The sequence below is a fragment of the Leifsonia sp. Root112D2 genome (assembly GCF_001424905.1).
Taxonomy (GTDB): domain Bacteria; phylum Actinomycetota; class Actinomycetes; order Actinomycetales; family Microbacteriaceae; genus Root112D2.
This window is the reverse complement of sequence record NZ_LMCU01000001.1, coordinates 1,814,751-1,829,516: the sequence shown is the minus strand read 5'-3', so window position 1 is coordinate 1,829,516 and position 14,766 is coordinate 1,814,751. Positions and strand designations below refer to the sequence as shown.

Genomic DNA, 14,766 nt, shown 5'->3' with positions numbered 1-14,766 from the left:
TACTGGTGCCATGACATCCGGACCCCGCATTCTGATCGTCGACGACGAGCCCAACATCCGTGACCTGCTCACCACCAGCCTTCGCTTTGCCGGCTTCGCCGTGCGCGCGGTGGGCAACGGTGCGCAGACAATCTCCGCGGTCCTCGAAGAGGAGCCCGACCTCATCATTCTCGATGTGATGCTTCCCGACATGAACGGATTCGGCGTCACCAAGCGCCTGCGCAGCGCCGGCTACACGGCGCCGATCCTGTTTTTGACGGCCAAGGACGACACCGAAGACAAGATCACCGGTCTCACCGTCGGCGGCGACGATTACGTCACCAAGCCCTTCAGCCTCGACGAGATCGTCGCCCGCATCAAGGCGATTCTGCGCCGCACCATGCAGGCGGACGAAGACGCGGTCATCCGCACCGGCGAGCTCACCATGGACCAGGACACGCACGAGGTCTTCGTCGGCGACACCGCCATCGAGCTGAGCCCCACCGAGTTCAAGCTGCTGCGCTATCTCATGCTCAATCCCAACCGGGTGCTGAGCAAGGCGCAGATTCTCGACCACGTCTGGGAATACGACTTCAACGGCGATGCGGGCATCGTCGAGTCGTACATCTCCTACCTGCGGCGCAAGGTGGATGCGCACTCCAGCGAGCCGCTCATCCAGACCAAGCGCGGATTCGGATACATGCTCAAGGCGGCCAAGGCGTAAGCCCAGTTTCGCGTTCTAAACTGGCGGTCACATGCACGCGACACTGGTAGAAAAGTGGAACGCGGTCTCCCTGCGTACCAAGATCACCGGGGTCACCGTGCTGATGCTCACGCTCGGCCTGCTTGTCTCTGGTATCGGCACGATGGCCATGCTCAAGCCTGTGCTCTTCGACCAGCTCGACGCCCAGCTGTTGGCCGTCTCGCAGCCGAACAACCTCAATTCCTACCTCGCCTCGAGTTCGAGCAGCAGCCAGAAGGTCGCCAGCGACGGCAGCACCTCGGCGTACTTCGTCGCGCTCTACGACGCCGACGGCGAACTCATCGACTACAACTGGAAAAACGAGTCCGTCGGCGTGCGGCCCAAGGTTCCGGCGCGTCTCGACCTCGCCGAGGGGCGCAAGCTTGTCGGCCACGGCATGAACCTGGCCAGCGGCGACAAGCACACGCAGTATCGGGCGGTGGCCACGCAGGTCAATCTCGCCTCGCCCGCGGGCGCGCTCGGCATCGCCATCGTGGCCACGACATCTCGCCAGATCGACACGATCATGTCGAGCTACCTGGCCATCTTCCTCGGCTTCGGCATTCTCGTGGTGGTGATCGGTGCAGGCCTGACCCGCATGCTCGTCACCACCACATTCAGTCCGCTGCTGGAGGTGGAGCGCACGGCTGCAGCCATTGCCGACGGCGACTTCAGCCAGCGTCTTGGCGGCGCAACACCCAATACCGAGGTCGGGCGGCTCAACCGCTCCCTGAACACCATGCTCAATCGCATCGATCGCGCCTTCAGCGACCGCGCGAAGACCATCGATCAGATGCGCCGCTTCGTCGGCGACGCCAGCCACGAATTGCGCACCCCGCTGGTCTCACTGCGCGGCTACGCCGAGCTCTATCGCATGGGTGCACTGCAGACCTCCGACGAGGTCACCCAGGCCATGGACCGCATCGAGCGCGAGGCCATCCGCATGGGCGTGCTCGTCGAAGACCTGCTCGAGCTCGCGCGCCTCGACGAGACCAAGCCGCTTGAGCCGATCCGCGTCGACCTGGTGCCTATCGCACGCGACGCCGCCATGGATGCCATGGCTTCCTCCCCCGGACGCGTCGTCACGGTCGTCACCCCCGAACCGATCAGGGCGCAGCCGCCGGTCGAGCCGGCAATGGAGACCCCCACGACGCATCCGCCGACCAGGCCCGTTCCCGTGAGCAGCACGGCGACGGGGCCCATCTCGTTCGCCGGCGCCACGCTTGCCCGCCTGCGCAGCCGCCGCCCACGACGGGGCGACACCGGTGAGATACAGCGCCTGCCCGTTCCCGTTCTCCCCCCGGCTCCGCCCGCCGACCCGGCGATAGTGCTGGCCGAAGAGAACAAGATTCGCCAGGTCGTCACCAATCTCATGGGCAACGCGATGCGGTTCACCGACAACGACAGCCCCATCGAGATTCGCGTGCAGGTGAACCACCAGACCGAGCGCGCCGAGCTGGAGATCGTCGACCACGGCGACGGCATCCCCCCGCAGATTCGCGAGAAGATCTTCCAGCGCTTCTGGCGAGCCGACACGTCGCGCACCCGCGAGACAGGCGGCAGCGGCCTGGGCCTGGCCATCGTCTCCTCGATCATCGCCGCGCACAACGGCACGGTCGAGGCGTTGGAGACCGAGGGCGGCGGCGCAACGTTCCGCGTGTGCCTGCCGCTGGCCGACTCCCCCAGCGCGCCGCAACCCCTTCAGCCGCAGGGCGCCCCCTCCGTCTGAGCCGCGCCTCATTGCCACGTTCCCCCGCCTCATCCCCCCAGATCACGCGGGTTTCGCGGCGCACCCCGTCCACGGCGTGGGTGCGCCGCGAAAGCGGGGTGAGCTGCGAGCCGGCAGCGCGGCCCAGCCGCTTCAGGTGTACCAGCTGGGCTCCGGGATCTCGCCCAGCAGTGTGTATGCGCCGACCTCGCGTCGCTTATACGAGACCGGATCGTGCAGGGAGTGGGTGCGCGCATTGCGCCAGTAGAGGTCAAGACCAACGGATGCCGCGGTCGCCCTCGCGCCCGTCAATTCGAAGATGCGGGTGCCGACCTCGAGACTGATGTCGGTGGCAAGCTGCTTGACCGCCGCGATACGCACCGCAGCATGTCCACGCTGCTCAGCCGTGAGTTGCTCTCGCGGCGCATGCAGGAGAGCTGATATCTCCGCACCAGCCGAGTTCGCGAGTTCTTCGGCCGCCCAGAGCGCGGATTGCAAACGCCCGTAGCCGTCGAGGATGTACCACTCTTCTCCGGCTGTCGCCTTATTGTCACCGCCATATGGCCAGGCACGAGTCTTCGCACGGGTGTACGCAGTCGCGGTCTTGAGGCCGCCCTGGGCGATCCCCAGATAGAAGTTCGCGAAAACGAGCTGAATCGTGGGCAGATTCAGCGTGCCATAGGTGAGTGGGGTGAACTTCTTGTTCACGAAGCCGGCCGCGCCCGCCCAGTCGACGCGCACATCCGTGATCGTCACACCGCCTGACTCGGTCAGGCGCTGGCCGAGGTTGTCCCAGTCATCGTGAAAGCGGATGCCATCTTGCGTGGTGGGGACGATCGCGAACACGTGAGTGTCGGTCCCCTCCAGCAACCCCTCGAGCACGGTGAGATCGGAGATCTTCGATCCGGTGGAGAACGTCTTTCGCCCGTTGAAGAGAATCGTCTCGCCCTCGTCGACGACGGTGAGATCGTTGTCGCGCGGGTTCACGGCGCCGCCGAAGAAGAACCGGTTCGTCGTGTACAACTCCTCGACGGCAGCGATCTGTTCTTCGGTGCCAACGAGGCGCACCGCCCAGGCCCAGAGATAGTGGTAGCCCAGCAGCTGACCGATCGAGCCATCACCGGATGCGACCTCCCTGATCACCCGGTACGCGGTCTCCCAGCTCTGTGCGCCCCCACCGAATTTCGCGGGACCCAGCAGGGTGACGAGTCCGGAATCCTTCAACAGCTGAACCTCGGCATGAGGAACGACCTGCGCGCGGTCGCGCTCGACCGCGTCCGTGGCAAGAATCGCGGCGACCTCCTCCGCCCGCTCGATCCATTGCGCGGCGGATGCCGGAGCCTGCCGTGCGATCCAGGGCGAAGCGCTGATCGCTTCGTGAACGGTGATGCTCATGTGTTGCTCCTCGTCGTGTCGGCGGCCCACTGCCGTGCCGCATGATGGCGACGGTAAGCCACATGCTGCGCTCATGCGAGCACCGACGATACGGGCGTTCATGGGGCGAAACAGCGCGTCACTCGCGGCAACATTTCGCAATGTGGAGCCGATCGTTCGCTCGAGCCGTCAGTGTTCCTGCACAGGCCGCGTTCGGCGCCCAAACTCCACCGAATGGCCGGCTGTCCCTCACCCACGGGGGTGCGCGACCTAGCCTCGGCAGTACCCGAACGATCCCAGCGGCAAGGAGAAAGCAATGACCAGTTTTCACGTAGACAGCGAGGCGGTACTCGGCGCGACAGGCGCTGTGCGCGCATCCATGGAACGCATTCAGGCAGAGGTGAGCGGGCTGCACGGCCAGCTCACGAACCTGCAGAGTTCGTGGAGCGGCCAGGCCGCCAGCGCGTTCCAGGGCGTCATCGCCGATTGGCGCGGCACCCAGCAGCGCGTGGAGGAGAGCCTCGCGGCCATCAACCACGCGCTCACCCAGGCCGCCCAGCAATACGCCGAGATCGAGGCCGCCAACACGCGGCTCTTCGCCCACTGACCACGACGGTGAAGCGCAGGATACGAACAGCAATGGGCGCCTCCGAAAAGGAGACGCCCATTGCGTTGTCTTGCTGGGAGGACTTAGAAGTCCATGCCACCGGTCGGGTCGCCGGCCGGAGCCGGGTTCTTCTCCGGCTTGTCCGCGACGACGGCTTCGGTCGTGAGGAACAGACCGGCGATGGATGCCGCGTTCTGCAGGGCAGAGCGAGTCACCTTCACCGGGTCGTTGATTCCCGCGGCCAGCATGTCGACGTACTCACCGGTCGCGGCGTTGAGGCCGTGGCCGACCGCGAGGTTGCGCACCTTGTCAGCGACAACACCCGGCTCGAGACCGGCGTTCAGCGCGATCTGCTTGAGCGGAGCGTCGATGGCGACCTTGACGATGTTCGCACCGGTCGCCTCGTCACCGACGAGCTCGAGCTTCTCGAACGCGGTCTTGCCGGCCTGGATGAGAGCGACGCCACCACCGGCGACGATGCCCTCTTCGACGGCGGCCTTCGCGTTGCGAACGGCGTCTTCGATGCGGTGCTTGCGCTCCTTGAGCTCCACCTCGGTGGCGGCACCGGCCTTGATGACCGCAACACCGCCGGCGAGCTTCGCCAGACGCTCCTGCAGCTTCTCACGGTCGTAGTCGCTGTCGGTGTTCTCGATCTCGCCGCGGATCTGGGCAACGCGGCCCGCGATCTGCTCGGCGTCTCCGGCACCCTCGACGATGGTGGTCTCGTCCTTGGTGATGACGACCTTGCGAGCCGAACCCAGCAGGTCGAGGGTCACGTTCTCGAGCTTGAGACCGACCTCTTCACTGATGACCTGGCCACCGGTGAGGATGGCGATGTCCTGCAGCTGCGCCTTGCGGCGGTCGCCGAAGCCGGGGGCCTTGACGGCGACCGACTTGAAGATGCCGCGGATCTTGTTGACGACCAGCGTGGCCAGCGCCTCGCCGTCGACATCCTCGGCGATGATCAGCAACTGCTTGCCGCTCTGGATCACCTTGTCGACGATCGGCAGAAGGTCCTTGATGTTCGAGATCTTCTGGTTCGCGATGAGCACGTACGGGTCTTCGAAGACCGCCTCCTGGCGATCGGGGTCCGTCACGAAGTACTGCGACAGGAAACCCTTGTCGAAGCGCATGCCCTCGGTGAGCTCCAGCTCGGTGCCGAAGGTGTTCGACTCCTCGACGGTGACGACGCCTTCCTTGCCGACCTTGTCGATGGCCTCGGCGATGATCGCGCCGATCTCGGCGTCACCGGCAGAGATAGAGGCCGTGGCCGCGATCTCTTCCTTGGTCTCAACCTCTTTGGCGTTGGCGATGAGCTCGGCGATGACCGCAGCGGTGGCCTTCTCGATGCCACGCTTCAGGCTGATCGGGTCTGCGCCGGCCGCGACGTTGCGCAGGCCTTCGCGCACGAGCGCCTGAGCCAGAACGGTGGCCGTCGTGGTGCCGTCGCCGGCGACGTCGTCCGTCTTCTTGGCGACCTCCTTGACGAGCTCCGCACCGATCTTCTCGTACGGGTCGTCAAGCTCGATCTCCTTGGCGATGGAGACACCGTCGTTCGTAATGGTGGGGGCGCCCCACTTCTTCTCAAGAACGACGTTGCGACCGCGCGGGCCGAGCGTCACCTTGACCGTGTCGGCCAGAATGTTCAGGCCACGCTCGAGGCCGCGTCGGGCCTCTTCATCGAAAGCAATGATCTTTGCCATGGTTGTTTCTCGTCCCTCCCGGACGTCTGCGAAAGATTCGGATTGTTAGCACTCGGATCAACCGAGTGCTAAGACGATTCTGGCACTCTGCACAGGAGAGTGCAAGTGAGCGCCACCGCGACTTCCGGATGCCCCCTCACGAACGAAATGAGCATCGTCACCCGGGTCGGCGGCATGCGCCGATCGTGGCGAATCCGCCGCGCTTATCGGCCTGCGCTACGGGGCGCTGCTGGCATAGTCGGAGCCGACGACCACGGTCAGATCGGCGCCGGTGTCGACGAACGACTGGGTGAGCACCGCCGTTGCCTTCGCGCCGCTCAGCGATTTCACCATGCCGAGTGCGGCGGCCTCATTGGCGGTATCCGAGTAGTAGACGGTCGTCTGCTTGATGTCTGACTGGCTCGCGTTTGTGCGCGAATCCACTTTCCAACCCGCGGCCACGAGAGTGTCGCCGACCTTCGTGGCCAGCCCCTCCACCGATGTGCCGTTCAGCACCGTCACGTTCAGTTTGCCGTTGACGATCGGCGTGATGGTCGGAGTTGGCGTCGACGATGCCGTGGGCGTTCCGCTCGCTGCTGAACCGAAGAATCCGCCGGGCACGTGAATATCGCCATTGATGGCATTGAGTCCGAACACGCCCGCGGCAACCAGGATGGCCGTCGCCAGCACGGCCCAGCCGAAGCCGATCCAGCCGCGTCCCCTGCGACGAGGCGCGCGGTGCGCTCCCACGCGCAGCAGGTTCTCAGGGGCCGAGTCGAACTGGTCCTCGGGATATTTTTCAGCCATAGCGGTGGTGTAGGAATCCTTAGTCCGTCGGCGTGAGGGATCGCGCGGTGCGCGCGGCAAGGCGCGCATCACGCATCCGCTGCAGTCGTTTGACCAACATCGGGTCGTGCACGAGGGCGGCGGGGGAATCGATCAACGCGCCCAGCAATTGATAGTAGCGGGCGGCGGAGAGACCGAAATCTTCGCGAATTGCCTGCTCCTTTGCCCCAGCATGGCGCCACCACTGGCGCTCGAAGGCGAGAATGGCGACGTCGCGCTCGCAGAGGCCGCCTTCCTGCGGTGCCGAGGCGTCGGCATCCGGAGCGTTATGCATGCCTTCCTCCCGTCACCGTACGTCTCATGCTCTTCGCACATCATATTTGCGTGATGCTGTGTACGAGCCGAGGCGGGCGGGCACGTCGCCGACCGTCCGAACTCCAGGAGCGTGCCGTCGCGCAACGTCATGAGGAATGCCCGACACGCGTCTGACGTTTAGTCTGTAGTGACGGGGTTTCAACCGGCATTCGGCTTCCATCGAAAGGGTCTCGCATGAACGAGCGCGCAACCAAGAGCGACGAAGAATGGCGCGAGGTATTGACCCCCGAGCAATTCGCGGTGCTGCGTGAAGCCTCCACGGAGCGCCCCTGGACAGGAGAACTGCTCGACGAGAGCCGCGCAGGCCTCTACACCTGCGGCGCCTGTAACGCCGACCTGTTCCAGAGCGGCACGAAGTTCGATTCCGGATGCGGATGGCCCAGCTTTTACGAATCCGTACGACCCGACGCGGTCACGCTGGTCGAGGACCGCAGCCTGGGCATGGTGCGCACTGAGGTGCGCTGCGCCAACTGCGGCTCACACCTCGGCCACGTCTTCGACGACGGCTTCGGTACGCCCACCGGCGACCGTTATTGCATGAACTCGCTCTCGCTCGGCTTCAAGGCCGCGGAATAGCCGACGTGGGCACCGCCCTCGAAGCGGCGCTCGCCCGACGCTCACGCTCGCGTGTCGGCGAGCCCGCGCCCTCGCGCGAACAATTGCTTCCACTGGTGGCGGCCGCCTCCCGCAGCGCCGACCACAGTTCGCTGCGTCCGTGGCGCCTGATCGAGTTGCGCGGCGACGCGCGCAACCGGCTCGGCGAGGCGCTCGCCGCATCAGCCCAGCTCGATGACAAGGATGCGGCGAAGCTCGCGGCCAAGCCGCTTCGGGCGCCGCTCTTGATAGCGCTCGTGACGGTGCGGCGGGAGAGCGCCAAGGTTGCCGACTGGGAGCAGGATGCGGCCGCGGCCGGCGTCGCACACACTCTGAGCCTGCTGCTCGACGAGGCCGGGTGGGGCGTCATTTGGCGCACCGGCCCGCACACCCGCAGCGACGCCGTACGGCGGATGCACGCCCTGGCACCGAACGAAGAACTGCTGGGCTGGCTCTATGTCGGCACCCCCGAGCGCGACGATTCCGGCCCGAAGCGACCGGTCGATGCGGAGCAGTACATCTCGACGCTCTAGGCGCCCGCACACAGCGAGGACATTGCGGAGCCGACCACGGGACTCGAACCCGTAACCTTCGCTTTACAAGAGCGGTGCGCTACCAATTGCGCCAGGTCGGCAGAGGGAACAACCCATCCTATGCAAATCTTTCGCCCCGACGTGCGCACGGGCGCATCTGACGCTAACCGGCGGGTGTCGACGTCGGAGTCGGCGTGGCCGTCGAGCTTTGGTACGACTCGGCGGATGCCTGCAGCACGAATGCCTTGAACTCGTCTGCGTCGGTGATCGAGCCGGAGTACTGCTTGCCGTCGACGAGCACGAGCATGCTGCTGTTCAGCTTCGACGGCTTGAGATCGGTGCCCGGGATCGGACCGGCGACTGCGCGATCGGTGGCGGCCTGCACCCACGGTTCAAAAGTGCCCTTGTCGATGCACGTGTCGATCGTGCCGCGAGAGTTCGCATTGGCCGAAGCCACGTACTTCTTCAGCTGCGCATCGCTCAGCCCTGGGCTGCTCTCGCCGGGCTGGTGCTTGAACAGCAACGAGTTGAACGCGTAGAAGTGGTTGGGCGACGCGTTGGCGACGCAGCCGGCCGCGTTAGCCGCCCGCAGCGAATACTTCGTTCCCGAGGAGTGGCTGGTGAGCAGCGCGACAGGGTGAAACTCCACGGTCACGGCGCCCGAACTCGCCATTGCCTCGATCTGCTTACCGTTCGTCTTCATGAACTGGCTGCATGTCGGGCAGAGGTAGTCGGCGTAGATGCGGATGGCGACCACATTCCCGCTCGGATCGGGCGTCGACGCGACGGGCGCGGCATCCGGCGGCAGCGAACCCGTGGGAACGACCTTCAGCCCCTCACCGATCACAATGCCGTCGCTGGCCATGTTCAGCGGCCCCGACACGGGCGGCCGAATCGAGCTGACAATGATGACCGCCACGATTGCGAGGGCAACGACAACGGCGACGCCGATGCCACCCTGCAGCATCAGCCGGTTGCGTCGATCGCGCTTCTTCTGTGATTCACGCAGCTGGCGGGCCTTGATTCGAGCGTCCTCGCGGCGTTGACTCGGGTTGCCCCGACCGCCGCTTGATACGCCGTTCGTCATGGATCCTCATTTGCACGTGGAAAAGTGAATGCGAGAGCTGCACCGCAGGCAAACGCACTCAAGATAGTAAATCGCCTGTCTGGGAAATGACCAAACGCACGCTGGATGTCCGCAGGGTGCCCATCGCGTCCCCCCGTCGGCGGCGGCGACAAGGCCCGCACGGAAATGGCATACTATGGTTCGAGATCATCGCCGATTACCCCGGTGGCGTTCATCATCCATTCACTACGGATCGTCCGGCACGTACCTGCCGGTGAAGGAGTAATACAGTCATGGCATCTGTCACTTTTGACAAGGCAACCCGCCTCTACCCGGGTTCCACCCGCCCCGCCGTTGATGGTCTCGACCTCCAGGTCGCTGACGGCGAGTTCCTTGTTCTCGTTGGCCCCTCCGGTTGCGGAAAGTCCACGTCGCTGCGCATGCTCGCGGGCCTCGAAGAGGTCAACGACGGCAACATCTTCATCGGTGAGCGCAACGTGACGGATGTTCCGCCGAAAGACCGCGACATCGCCATGGTCTTCCAGAACTACGCTCTCTACCCGCACATGACGGTCGCCGAGAACATGGGCTTTGCGCTCAAGATTGCCGGCGTTCACAAGGAAGAGCGCGCCGCCCGCGTTCTCGAGGCAGCCAAGCTGCTCGACCTTGAGGACTACCTCGGCCGCAAGCCGAAGGCGCTCTCCGGTGGCCAGCGTCAGCGCGTCGCCATGGGCCGTGCCATCGTGCGCAGCCCCCAGGTGTTCCTCATGGACGAGCCGCTGTCGAACCTCGACGCCAAGCTGCGCGTGCAGACCCGCACCCAGATCGCGTCGCTCACGCGCCGCCTCGGCGTCACCACGGTCTACGTCACGCACGACCAGACCGAGGCGCTCACCATGGGTGACCGCATCGCCGTGCTCAAGGACGGCGTTCTGCAGCAGGTCGGCACCCCCCGCGACCTGTACGCACAGCCGCAGAACGTTTTCGTTGCCGGATTCATCGGCAGCCCGGCCATGAACCTGTTCGGTGCAGACATCACCGATGGCGGCATCAAGTTCGGCACCGCCGTCGTTCCGGTGGAGCGCGAGACGCTCGCCGGTGCCACCGGCAGCCAGGTGACCATCGGCATCCGCCCCGAAGACGTCGTTGTGACCAGCGCCGAGGGCGCTGGCCTGAAGGTCACGGTTGACCTCGTCGAGGAACTCGGCGCCGACGGCTACCTCTACGGCCACAGCGAGGTCGAGGGCAAGCGCACCGACATCGTTGCTCGCGTCGATGGCCGCTCGCACCCCAACGCGGGTGAGACGGTCTACATCGCGCCCAAGGGCGGCCACCTGCACACCTTCGACGCCGAGACCGGCCTGCGCCTCGGTGGCGCAGTCGTCGACTAAAGCTCGTTGGTTCTGCCGGTCGGGTCGCGCCTCGTGCGCGATCCGACCGGCACAACCGTTTAACGGCACGAGACGAACTGTGACACGAGAAGGATCATGAGCGGCTCACTGAACATCACGTCGGCCACCGTCGACCCGGCACTGCTCGACCTTCCGTGGAATGTGCCTCTCGACGAGTGGCCCAAAGATCACATCGCCCTGCTGCCCAAGGGCATCTCACGTCACCTGGTGCGCTTCGCCAACCTCTCCGGCTACGTCATAGCCATCAAGGAGACCACGAGCGAGATGGCCAAACGCGAATACGACATGCTGCGCACGCTGCAGCGAACCGACATTCCCTGCGTCGATCCCGTCGCCGTGATCACCAACCGCACGGATGACGACGGTCACGAACTGAAGTCGGTGCTGGTCACCCGCCACCTCAAATTCTCGCTGCCGTACCGTGCGCTGTTCTCGCAGACCCTGCGACCGGATACCGCCACCCGGCTTGTCGATGCGCTGGCCGTGCTGCTCGTGCGGCTGCATATCGCGGGCTTCTTCTGGGGCGACGTCTCGCTCTCCAATACGCTGTTCCGGCGTGACGCCGGCTCATTCGCCGCCTATCTGGTGGATGCCGAGACCGGGCAGATCTATGACGGTGGCCTCTCCAACGGGCAGCGTGAGAACGACCTCGAGATCGCGCGCGTGAACATCGCCGGCGAGCTCATGGACCTCGAAGCGGGCGGGCGCGTCGACGAAGAACTCGACCCGCTGAAGCTCTCCGACGGCATCGTTGCGGCATATCGCTCGCTGTGGAAGGAACTCACCGGCAGCGAGTCGTTCTCCACCTCAGAACGCTGGCGCATCGCCGAACGCGTCAATCGGCTGAACGATCTCGGTTTTGACATCGAGGAACTCGCGATCAAGACGGATGACACCAGCACGACCGTGCGCATCCAGCCGAAGGTCGTCGACGCGGGGCACCACCAGCGGCGCCTGCTGCGCCTGACCGGACTCGATGTGCAGGAGAATCAGGCCCGCCGGCTGCTCAACGACCTGGATGCGTACACGGCAACCCTGGGCAAGGTCGGTCTCGACGAGGAGGCAGCGGCACACGAATGGCTGCTGCGCGTCTTCGAGCCGATAGTGCGTGCCATCCCCACGGAGTTGCGCGGCAAGCTCGAACCGGCCGAGGTGTTCCACCAACTGCTCGACCACCGCTGGTACCTCTCGCAGAACGAGGGCCGGGATGTGCCGCTCGCCGAGGCCGTGACCTCCTATGTGAACGACATTCTTCGCCACCGGCGCGATGAAGCCACCGTGATCGGCCCGCTCACCGAGGCCATCACGCTGCCGAACGCCGTCGTCGTCGACGACGACGACACGGCCGACTGGCGCTCCAAGGTCTGAGACCGCGCCCTTTTCAGGAAATACTGCAGGGCGACCGCATAGTGCAGCCGCCCTGCCGCATTTCCTGAATTAGGAGCGTGCAGCCGCGCGGAGCTTCGAGATCTCGTAGAGCGTGACGCTCGCGGCGATGCCGGCGTTCAGCGACTCGGTGCCCGCGCTGATCGGGATCGACACTATGGCATCGCACGTTTCGGTGACCAGGCGCGAGAGACCCTTGCCCTCGCTGCCCACCACGACCACAATCGGGCGATCCGCGAGCTCGAGCCCGGGCAGCGACACGTCTCCGCCGCCGTCGAGTCCGAGCACGAACACGCCGCGTTCCTTGAGCGCCTTGAGCGTCTGGGTGAGGTTGGTCGCCATGGCCACGGGGGTGCGCGCGGCGGCCCCGGCCGAGGTCTTCCACGCCGAAGCCGTCACCCCCACCGAGCGACGCTGCGGCACAATCACGCCGTGGCCGCCGAACGCGGCCGTCGAGCGGATGATCGCGCCCAGGTTGCGCGGGTCGGTGATGCCGTCGAGCGCCACGAACAGCGGCTTGTGGCCGCGACTGATGGTGAGTTCGAGCAGTTCAAGCGGATGCGCGTACTCGTACGGCGGAACCTTGAGCGCGAGCCCCTGGTGCACAGAGTCGCGCCCGGCCAGGCGATCGAGCTCGGGTCGCATCACCTCGAGAACGGCAATGCCGCGCCCAGTCGCGAGCGACAGGATCTCCTTGACCCGGTCATCCATCTCGATTCGGGCAGCGATGTAGAGCGTGCTCGCCGGAATCTTCGCGCGGAGTGCCTCGAGCACGGAGTTGCGGCCCGTCACCATCTCGCTCTCGTCGCCCTGCTTGCGCGAGGACCGCGAGGAGCGGCCCTGTTCGAAGCCACGTGTTCCCTGGCCGTCTGGCCGCCGCTCGGTCTTCGGCCTGCCACCGGCCGCCGCGTAGCGCTCCTGGGCGGCCTTGCGCTTGCCCGCGGGGTGGTACGGGCGATCCTCGGCCTTCGGGGTGGGCTTCTTGCCCTCGAGGGCCTGCCGCCCCTGTCCGCCCGAACCGACCTGCGGGCCCTTGCGGCCCTTTCTCACGGCGCCCGCACGGGGCTTGCCTGCTGGGTTCTTCACGATTCGACGCTCCAATGTGCACCCGTGGGGGTGTCTTCGATGGTGATTCCGGCCACCGCGAGCTCGTCGCGAATCCGGTCTGCTTCCGCGTAATCGCGGTTGGTTCGGGCGGCCTGCCTGCCCTCGATGAGTCGCTCGACGAGAGTCGCAAGTGCGCGTCGGGCCGGCGCATCCGCCCCGTTGCTCCACTGCGGCGAAGCCGGGTTGATGCCGAGCACCTCGGTCATGGCCACGACGGCCGAACGGGCGGATGCCGCGGCCGCGAGATCTTCGTCATCGAGTGCCGCGTTTCCCGCGCGCACCGTCTCGTGCAGCACTCCGAGCGCCTGGGGAACGGCCAGGTCGTCGTCCATGGCGTCGGCGAACGCCTCGGGCACGCTCTCACTGCCCGCTCCGGAGAATCGGGTATCGGCGAGCCTGCGCTGAACGCGGTCAAGGAAGCCCGTGATGCGCTCAAGCGCGGCCTCGGCCTCGGCCAGGGAGCCGTCGTGGTAGTCAATGGTTGAACGGTAATGCGCCGCACCGAGGTAGTAACGCACGGCGAGCGGCGGGGCCTCCGCAAGCAGTTCGGCGGCGTAGACCGAATTGCCGAGTGACTTCGACATCTTCTGGCCGTTCACATGCACCAGACCGTTGTGCACCCAATAATTGGCGAAGCCGTAGCCCACCGCGTTCGACTGGGCCAGCTCGTTCTCGTGGTGGGGAAAACGCAGGTCAAGCCCGCCGCCATGAATGTCGAAGTGCTGCCCCAGGTAGCGCGCCGACATGGCCGAGCACTCGATGTGCCAGCCGGGTCGCCCGGCGCCCCATGGGCTCTGCCACGACACAGACTCCGGTTCACCGGCCTTGCGCCCCTTCCAGAGCGCGAAGTCGCGGGGGTCGCGCTTGGCCCGGGGGTCGGCATCCGCCGCAGCCTCCATGTTGTCGATGCTCTGCCGCGTGAGCTCCCCGTATGCCGGCCAGTTCGTCACGTCGAAGTAGACATCACCTGAACCGTCGGCTGCGGCATAGGCGTGCCCGCCTTCGATGAGCCGCTGGATGATCTCCTGCATTTGCGGAATGCTCGCGGTGGCTCGTGGTTCGTAGGTGGGGGGCAGGATGCCCAGCGCCGTGTATCCCGCCGTGAACTCGAGCTCGTAGCGATATGCCAGCGCCCACCACTGCTCGCTGCTGCCGCCTTGCTGCGCGAGAGCGGCGTTCACGAGGATCTTGTCGTCGATGTCCGTCACGTTGCGCACGAGGGTCACGTCATAGCCGCGATAGCTGAACCAACGGCGCAGCTGGTCGTAGACCAGAGCGGAGCGCAGGTGACCGATGTGCGGCGAGGACTGCACCGTCGGCCCGCAGACGTAGAGCCCGACGGCGCCACCGACAAGAGGGGTGAAGTCACGCAGGGCCTGGGCCCTGGTGTCATAGAGTCGCACGGTCACCGCTCA

At 65.7% G+C, this 14,766-nt stretch carries 14 protein-coding genes and 1 tRNA gene; 7 read left to right on the top strand and 8 right to left on the bottom strand.

Annotated features, from left to right (window positions below; translation table 11 throughout):
* Positions 1–10 precede the first annotated feature (10 nt).
* Together ASC63_RS08465 and ASC63_RS08460 are read left to right on the top strand one after the other, a co-directional pair.
* Positions 11–703 (top strand): response regulator transcription factor, encoded by a 693-nt coding sequence (locus ASC63_RS08465; RefSeq protein ID WP_055811907.1) that lies wholly within the window; start codon positions 11–13, stop codon positions 701–703.
* Between the two features lie 31 nt (positions 704–734).
* Complete coding sequence (locus tag ASC63_RS08460) at positions 735–2,450, top strand: sensor histidine kinase (RefSeq protein WP_055811905.1); 1,716 nt, start codon at positions 735–737, stop codon at positions 2,448–2,450.
* A gap of 132 nt (positions 2,451–2,582) precedes the next feature.
* Here ASC63_RS08460 and ASC63_RS08455 read toward each other — a convergent pair whose 3' ends face one another.
* Positions 2,583–3,824, bottom strand: coding sequence for an acyl-CoA dehydrogenase family protein (locus tag ASC63_RS08455; RefSeq protein ID WP_055811902.1), 1,242 nt, complete (start codon positions 3,822–3,824; stop codon positions 2,583–2,585).
* 295 nt (positions 3,825–4,119) lie between these two features.
* On the opposite strand from ASC63_RS08455, the gene ASC63_RS08450 reads away from it, so the two are divergent.
* Complete coding sequence (locus ASC63_RS08450) at positions 4,120–4,410, top strand: WXG100 family type VII secretion target (RefSeq protein ID WP_055811897.1); 291 nt, start codon at positions 4,120–4,122, stop codon at positions 4,408–4,410.
* An 83-nt stretch (positions 4,411–4,493) separates the two neighbouring features.
* On the opposite strand, the gene groL is transcribed toward ASC63_RS08450, so the two are convergent.
* The 3 genes from groL to ASC63_RS08435 all read right to left on the bottom strand — a co-directional run bounded on the left by groL (position 4,494) and on the right by ASC63_RS08435 (position 7,212).
* On the bottom strand, positions 4,494–6,113 hold the full coding sequence (gene groL / locus ASC63_RS08445) for a chaperonin GroEL (RefSeq protein ID WP_055811894.1): 1,620 nt from the start codon (positions 6,111–6,113) through the stop codon (positions 4,494–4,496).
* 216 nt (positions 6,114–6,329) lie between these two features.
* A complete protein-coding gene (locus ASC63_RS08440) occupies positions 6,330–6,899 on the bottom strand; it encodes a LytR C-terminal domain-containing protein (protein ID WP_055811891.1) in 570 nt (189 codons plus the stop codon).
* Between the two features lie 19 nt (positions 6,900–6,918).
* Positions 6,919–7,212 carry a DUF3263 domain-containing protein gene (locus ASC63_RS08435; protein ID WP_055811888.1) on the bottom strand — a complete coding sequence of 98 codons (294 nt, stop codon included), beginning with the start codon at positions 7,210–7,212 and terminating at the stop codon, positions 6,919–6,921.
* 215 nt (positions 7,213–7,427) lie between these two features.
* Between ASC63_RS08435 and msrB the strand changes: the two genes are divergently transcribed.
* Together msrB and ASC63_RS08425 are read left to right on the top strand one after the other, a co-directional pair.
* On the top strand, positions 7,428–7,829 hold the full coding sequence (gene msrB / locus ASC63_RS08430) for a peptide-methionine (R)-S-oxide reductase MsrB (RefSeq protein WP_055811885.1): 402 nt from the start codon (positions 7,428–7,430) through the stop codon (positions 7,827–7,829).
* A 5-nt stretch (positions 7,830–7,834) separates the two neighbouring features.
* Complete coding sequence (locus tag ASC63_RS08425) at positions 7,835–8,380, top strand: nitroreductase family protein (protein ID WP_082487405.1); 546 nt, start codon at positions 7,835–7,837, stop codon at positions 8,378–8,380.
* 28 nt (positions 8,381–8,408) lie between these two features.
* Here ASC63_RS08425 and ASC63_RS08420 read toward each other — a convergent pair.
* Together ASC63_RS08420 and ASC63_RS08415 are read right to left on the bottom strand one after the other, a co-directional pair.
* A tRNA-Thr gene (locus ASC63_RS08420) sits at positions 8,409–8,481 on the bottom strand.
* A 62-nt stretch (positions 8,482–8,543) separates the two neighbouring features.
* Positions 8,544–9,467 (bottom strand): DsbA family protein, encoded by a 924-nt coding sequence (locus tag ASC63_RS08415; protein WP_055811882.1) that lies wholly within the window; start codon positions 9,465–9,467, stop codon positions 8,544–8,546.
* 272 nt (positions 9,468–9,739) lie between these two features.
* On the opposite strand from ASC63_RS08415, the gene ASC63_RS08410 reads away from it, so the two are divergent.
* Both ASC63_RS08410 and ASC63_RS08405 read left to right on the top strand, forming a co-directional pair.
* On the top strand, positions 9,740–10,837 hold the full coding sequence (locus ASC63_RS08410) for an ABC transporter ATP-binding protein (protein WP_055811879.1): 1,098 nt from the start codon (positions 9,740–9,742) through the stop codon (positions 10,835–10,837).
* A gap of 96 nt (positions 10,838–10,933) precedes the next feature.
* Positions 10,934–12,226 (top strand): DUF4032 domain-containing protein, encoded by a 1,293-nt coding sequence (locus ASC63_RS08405; protein ID WP_055811876.1) that lies wholly within the window; start codon positions 10,934–10,936, stop codon positions 12,224–12,226.
* 69 nt (positions 12,227–12,295) lie between these two features.
* Here the strand turns inward: ASC63_RS08405 and rlmB are convergent, their stop codons facing one another.
* Positions 12,296–13,330 (bottom strand): 23S rRNA (guanosine(2251)-2'-O)-methyltransferase RlmB, encoded by a 1,035-nt coding sequence (gene rlmB, locus ASC63_RS08400; RefSeq protein ID WP_055811873.1) that lies wholly within the window; start codon positions 13,328–13,330, stop codon positions 12,296–12,298.
* Entirely contained in the window at positions 13,327–14,760 is a 1,434-nt protein-coding gene (gene cysS, locus ASC63_RS08395; protein ID WP_055811870.1) for a cysteine--tRNA ligase, read from the bottom strand. The genes rlmB and cysS overlap by 4 nt, the downstream gene beginning before the upstream one ends.
* Positions 14,761–14,766: the final 6 nt, after the last annotated feature.

Excerpts from the sequence above, each read along its gene's own strand:
- ASC63_RS08435 (WP_055811888.1), bottom strand. The coding sequence starts at position 7,212 with ATGCATAACGCTCCGGATGCCGACGCCTCGGCACCGCAGGAAGGCGGC.
- ASC63_RS08415 (WP_055811882.1), bottom strand. The coding sequence starts at position 9,467 with ATGACGAACGGCGTATCAAGCGGCGGTCGGGGCAACCCGAGTCAACGC.
- ASC63_RS08440 (WP_055811891.1), bottom strand. The coding sequence starts at position 6,899 with ATGGCTGAAAAATATCCCGAGGACCAGTTCGACTCGGCCCCTGAGAAC.
- ASC63_RS08410 (WP_055811879.1), top strand. The coding sequence starts at position 9,740 with ATGGCATCTGTCACTTTTGACAAGGCAACCCGCCTCTACCCGGGTTCC.
- ASC63_RS08465 (WP_055811907.1), top strand. The coding sequence starts at position 11 with ATGACATCCGGACCCCGCATTCTGATCGTCGACGACGAGCCCAACATC.
- ASC63_RS08455 (WP_055811902.1), bottom strand. The coding sequence starts at position 3,824 with ATGAGCATCACCGTTCACGAAGCGATCAGCGCTTCGCCCTGGATCGCA.
- ASC63_RS08450 (WP_055811897.1), top strand. The coding sequence starts at position 4,120 with ATGACCAGTTTTCACGTAGACAGCGAGGCGGTACTCGGCGCGACAGGC.
- ASC63_RS08460 (WP_055811905.1), top strand. The coding sequence starts at position 735 with ATGCACGCGACACTGGTAGAAAAGTGGAACGCGGTCTCCCTGCGTACC.
- ASC63_RS08405 (WP_055811876.1), top strand. The coding sequence starts at position 10,934 with ATGAGCGGCTCACTGAACATCACGTCGGCCACCGTCGACCCGGCACTG.
- groL (WP_055811894.1), bottom strand. The coding sequence starts at position 6,113 with ATGGCAAAGATCATTGCTTTCGATGAAGAGGCCCGACGCGGCCTCGAG.
- msrB (WP_055811885.1), top strand. The coding sequence starts at position 7,428 with ATGAACGAGCGCGCAACCAAGAGCGACGAAGAATGGCGCGAGGTATTG.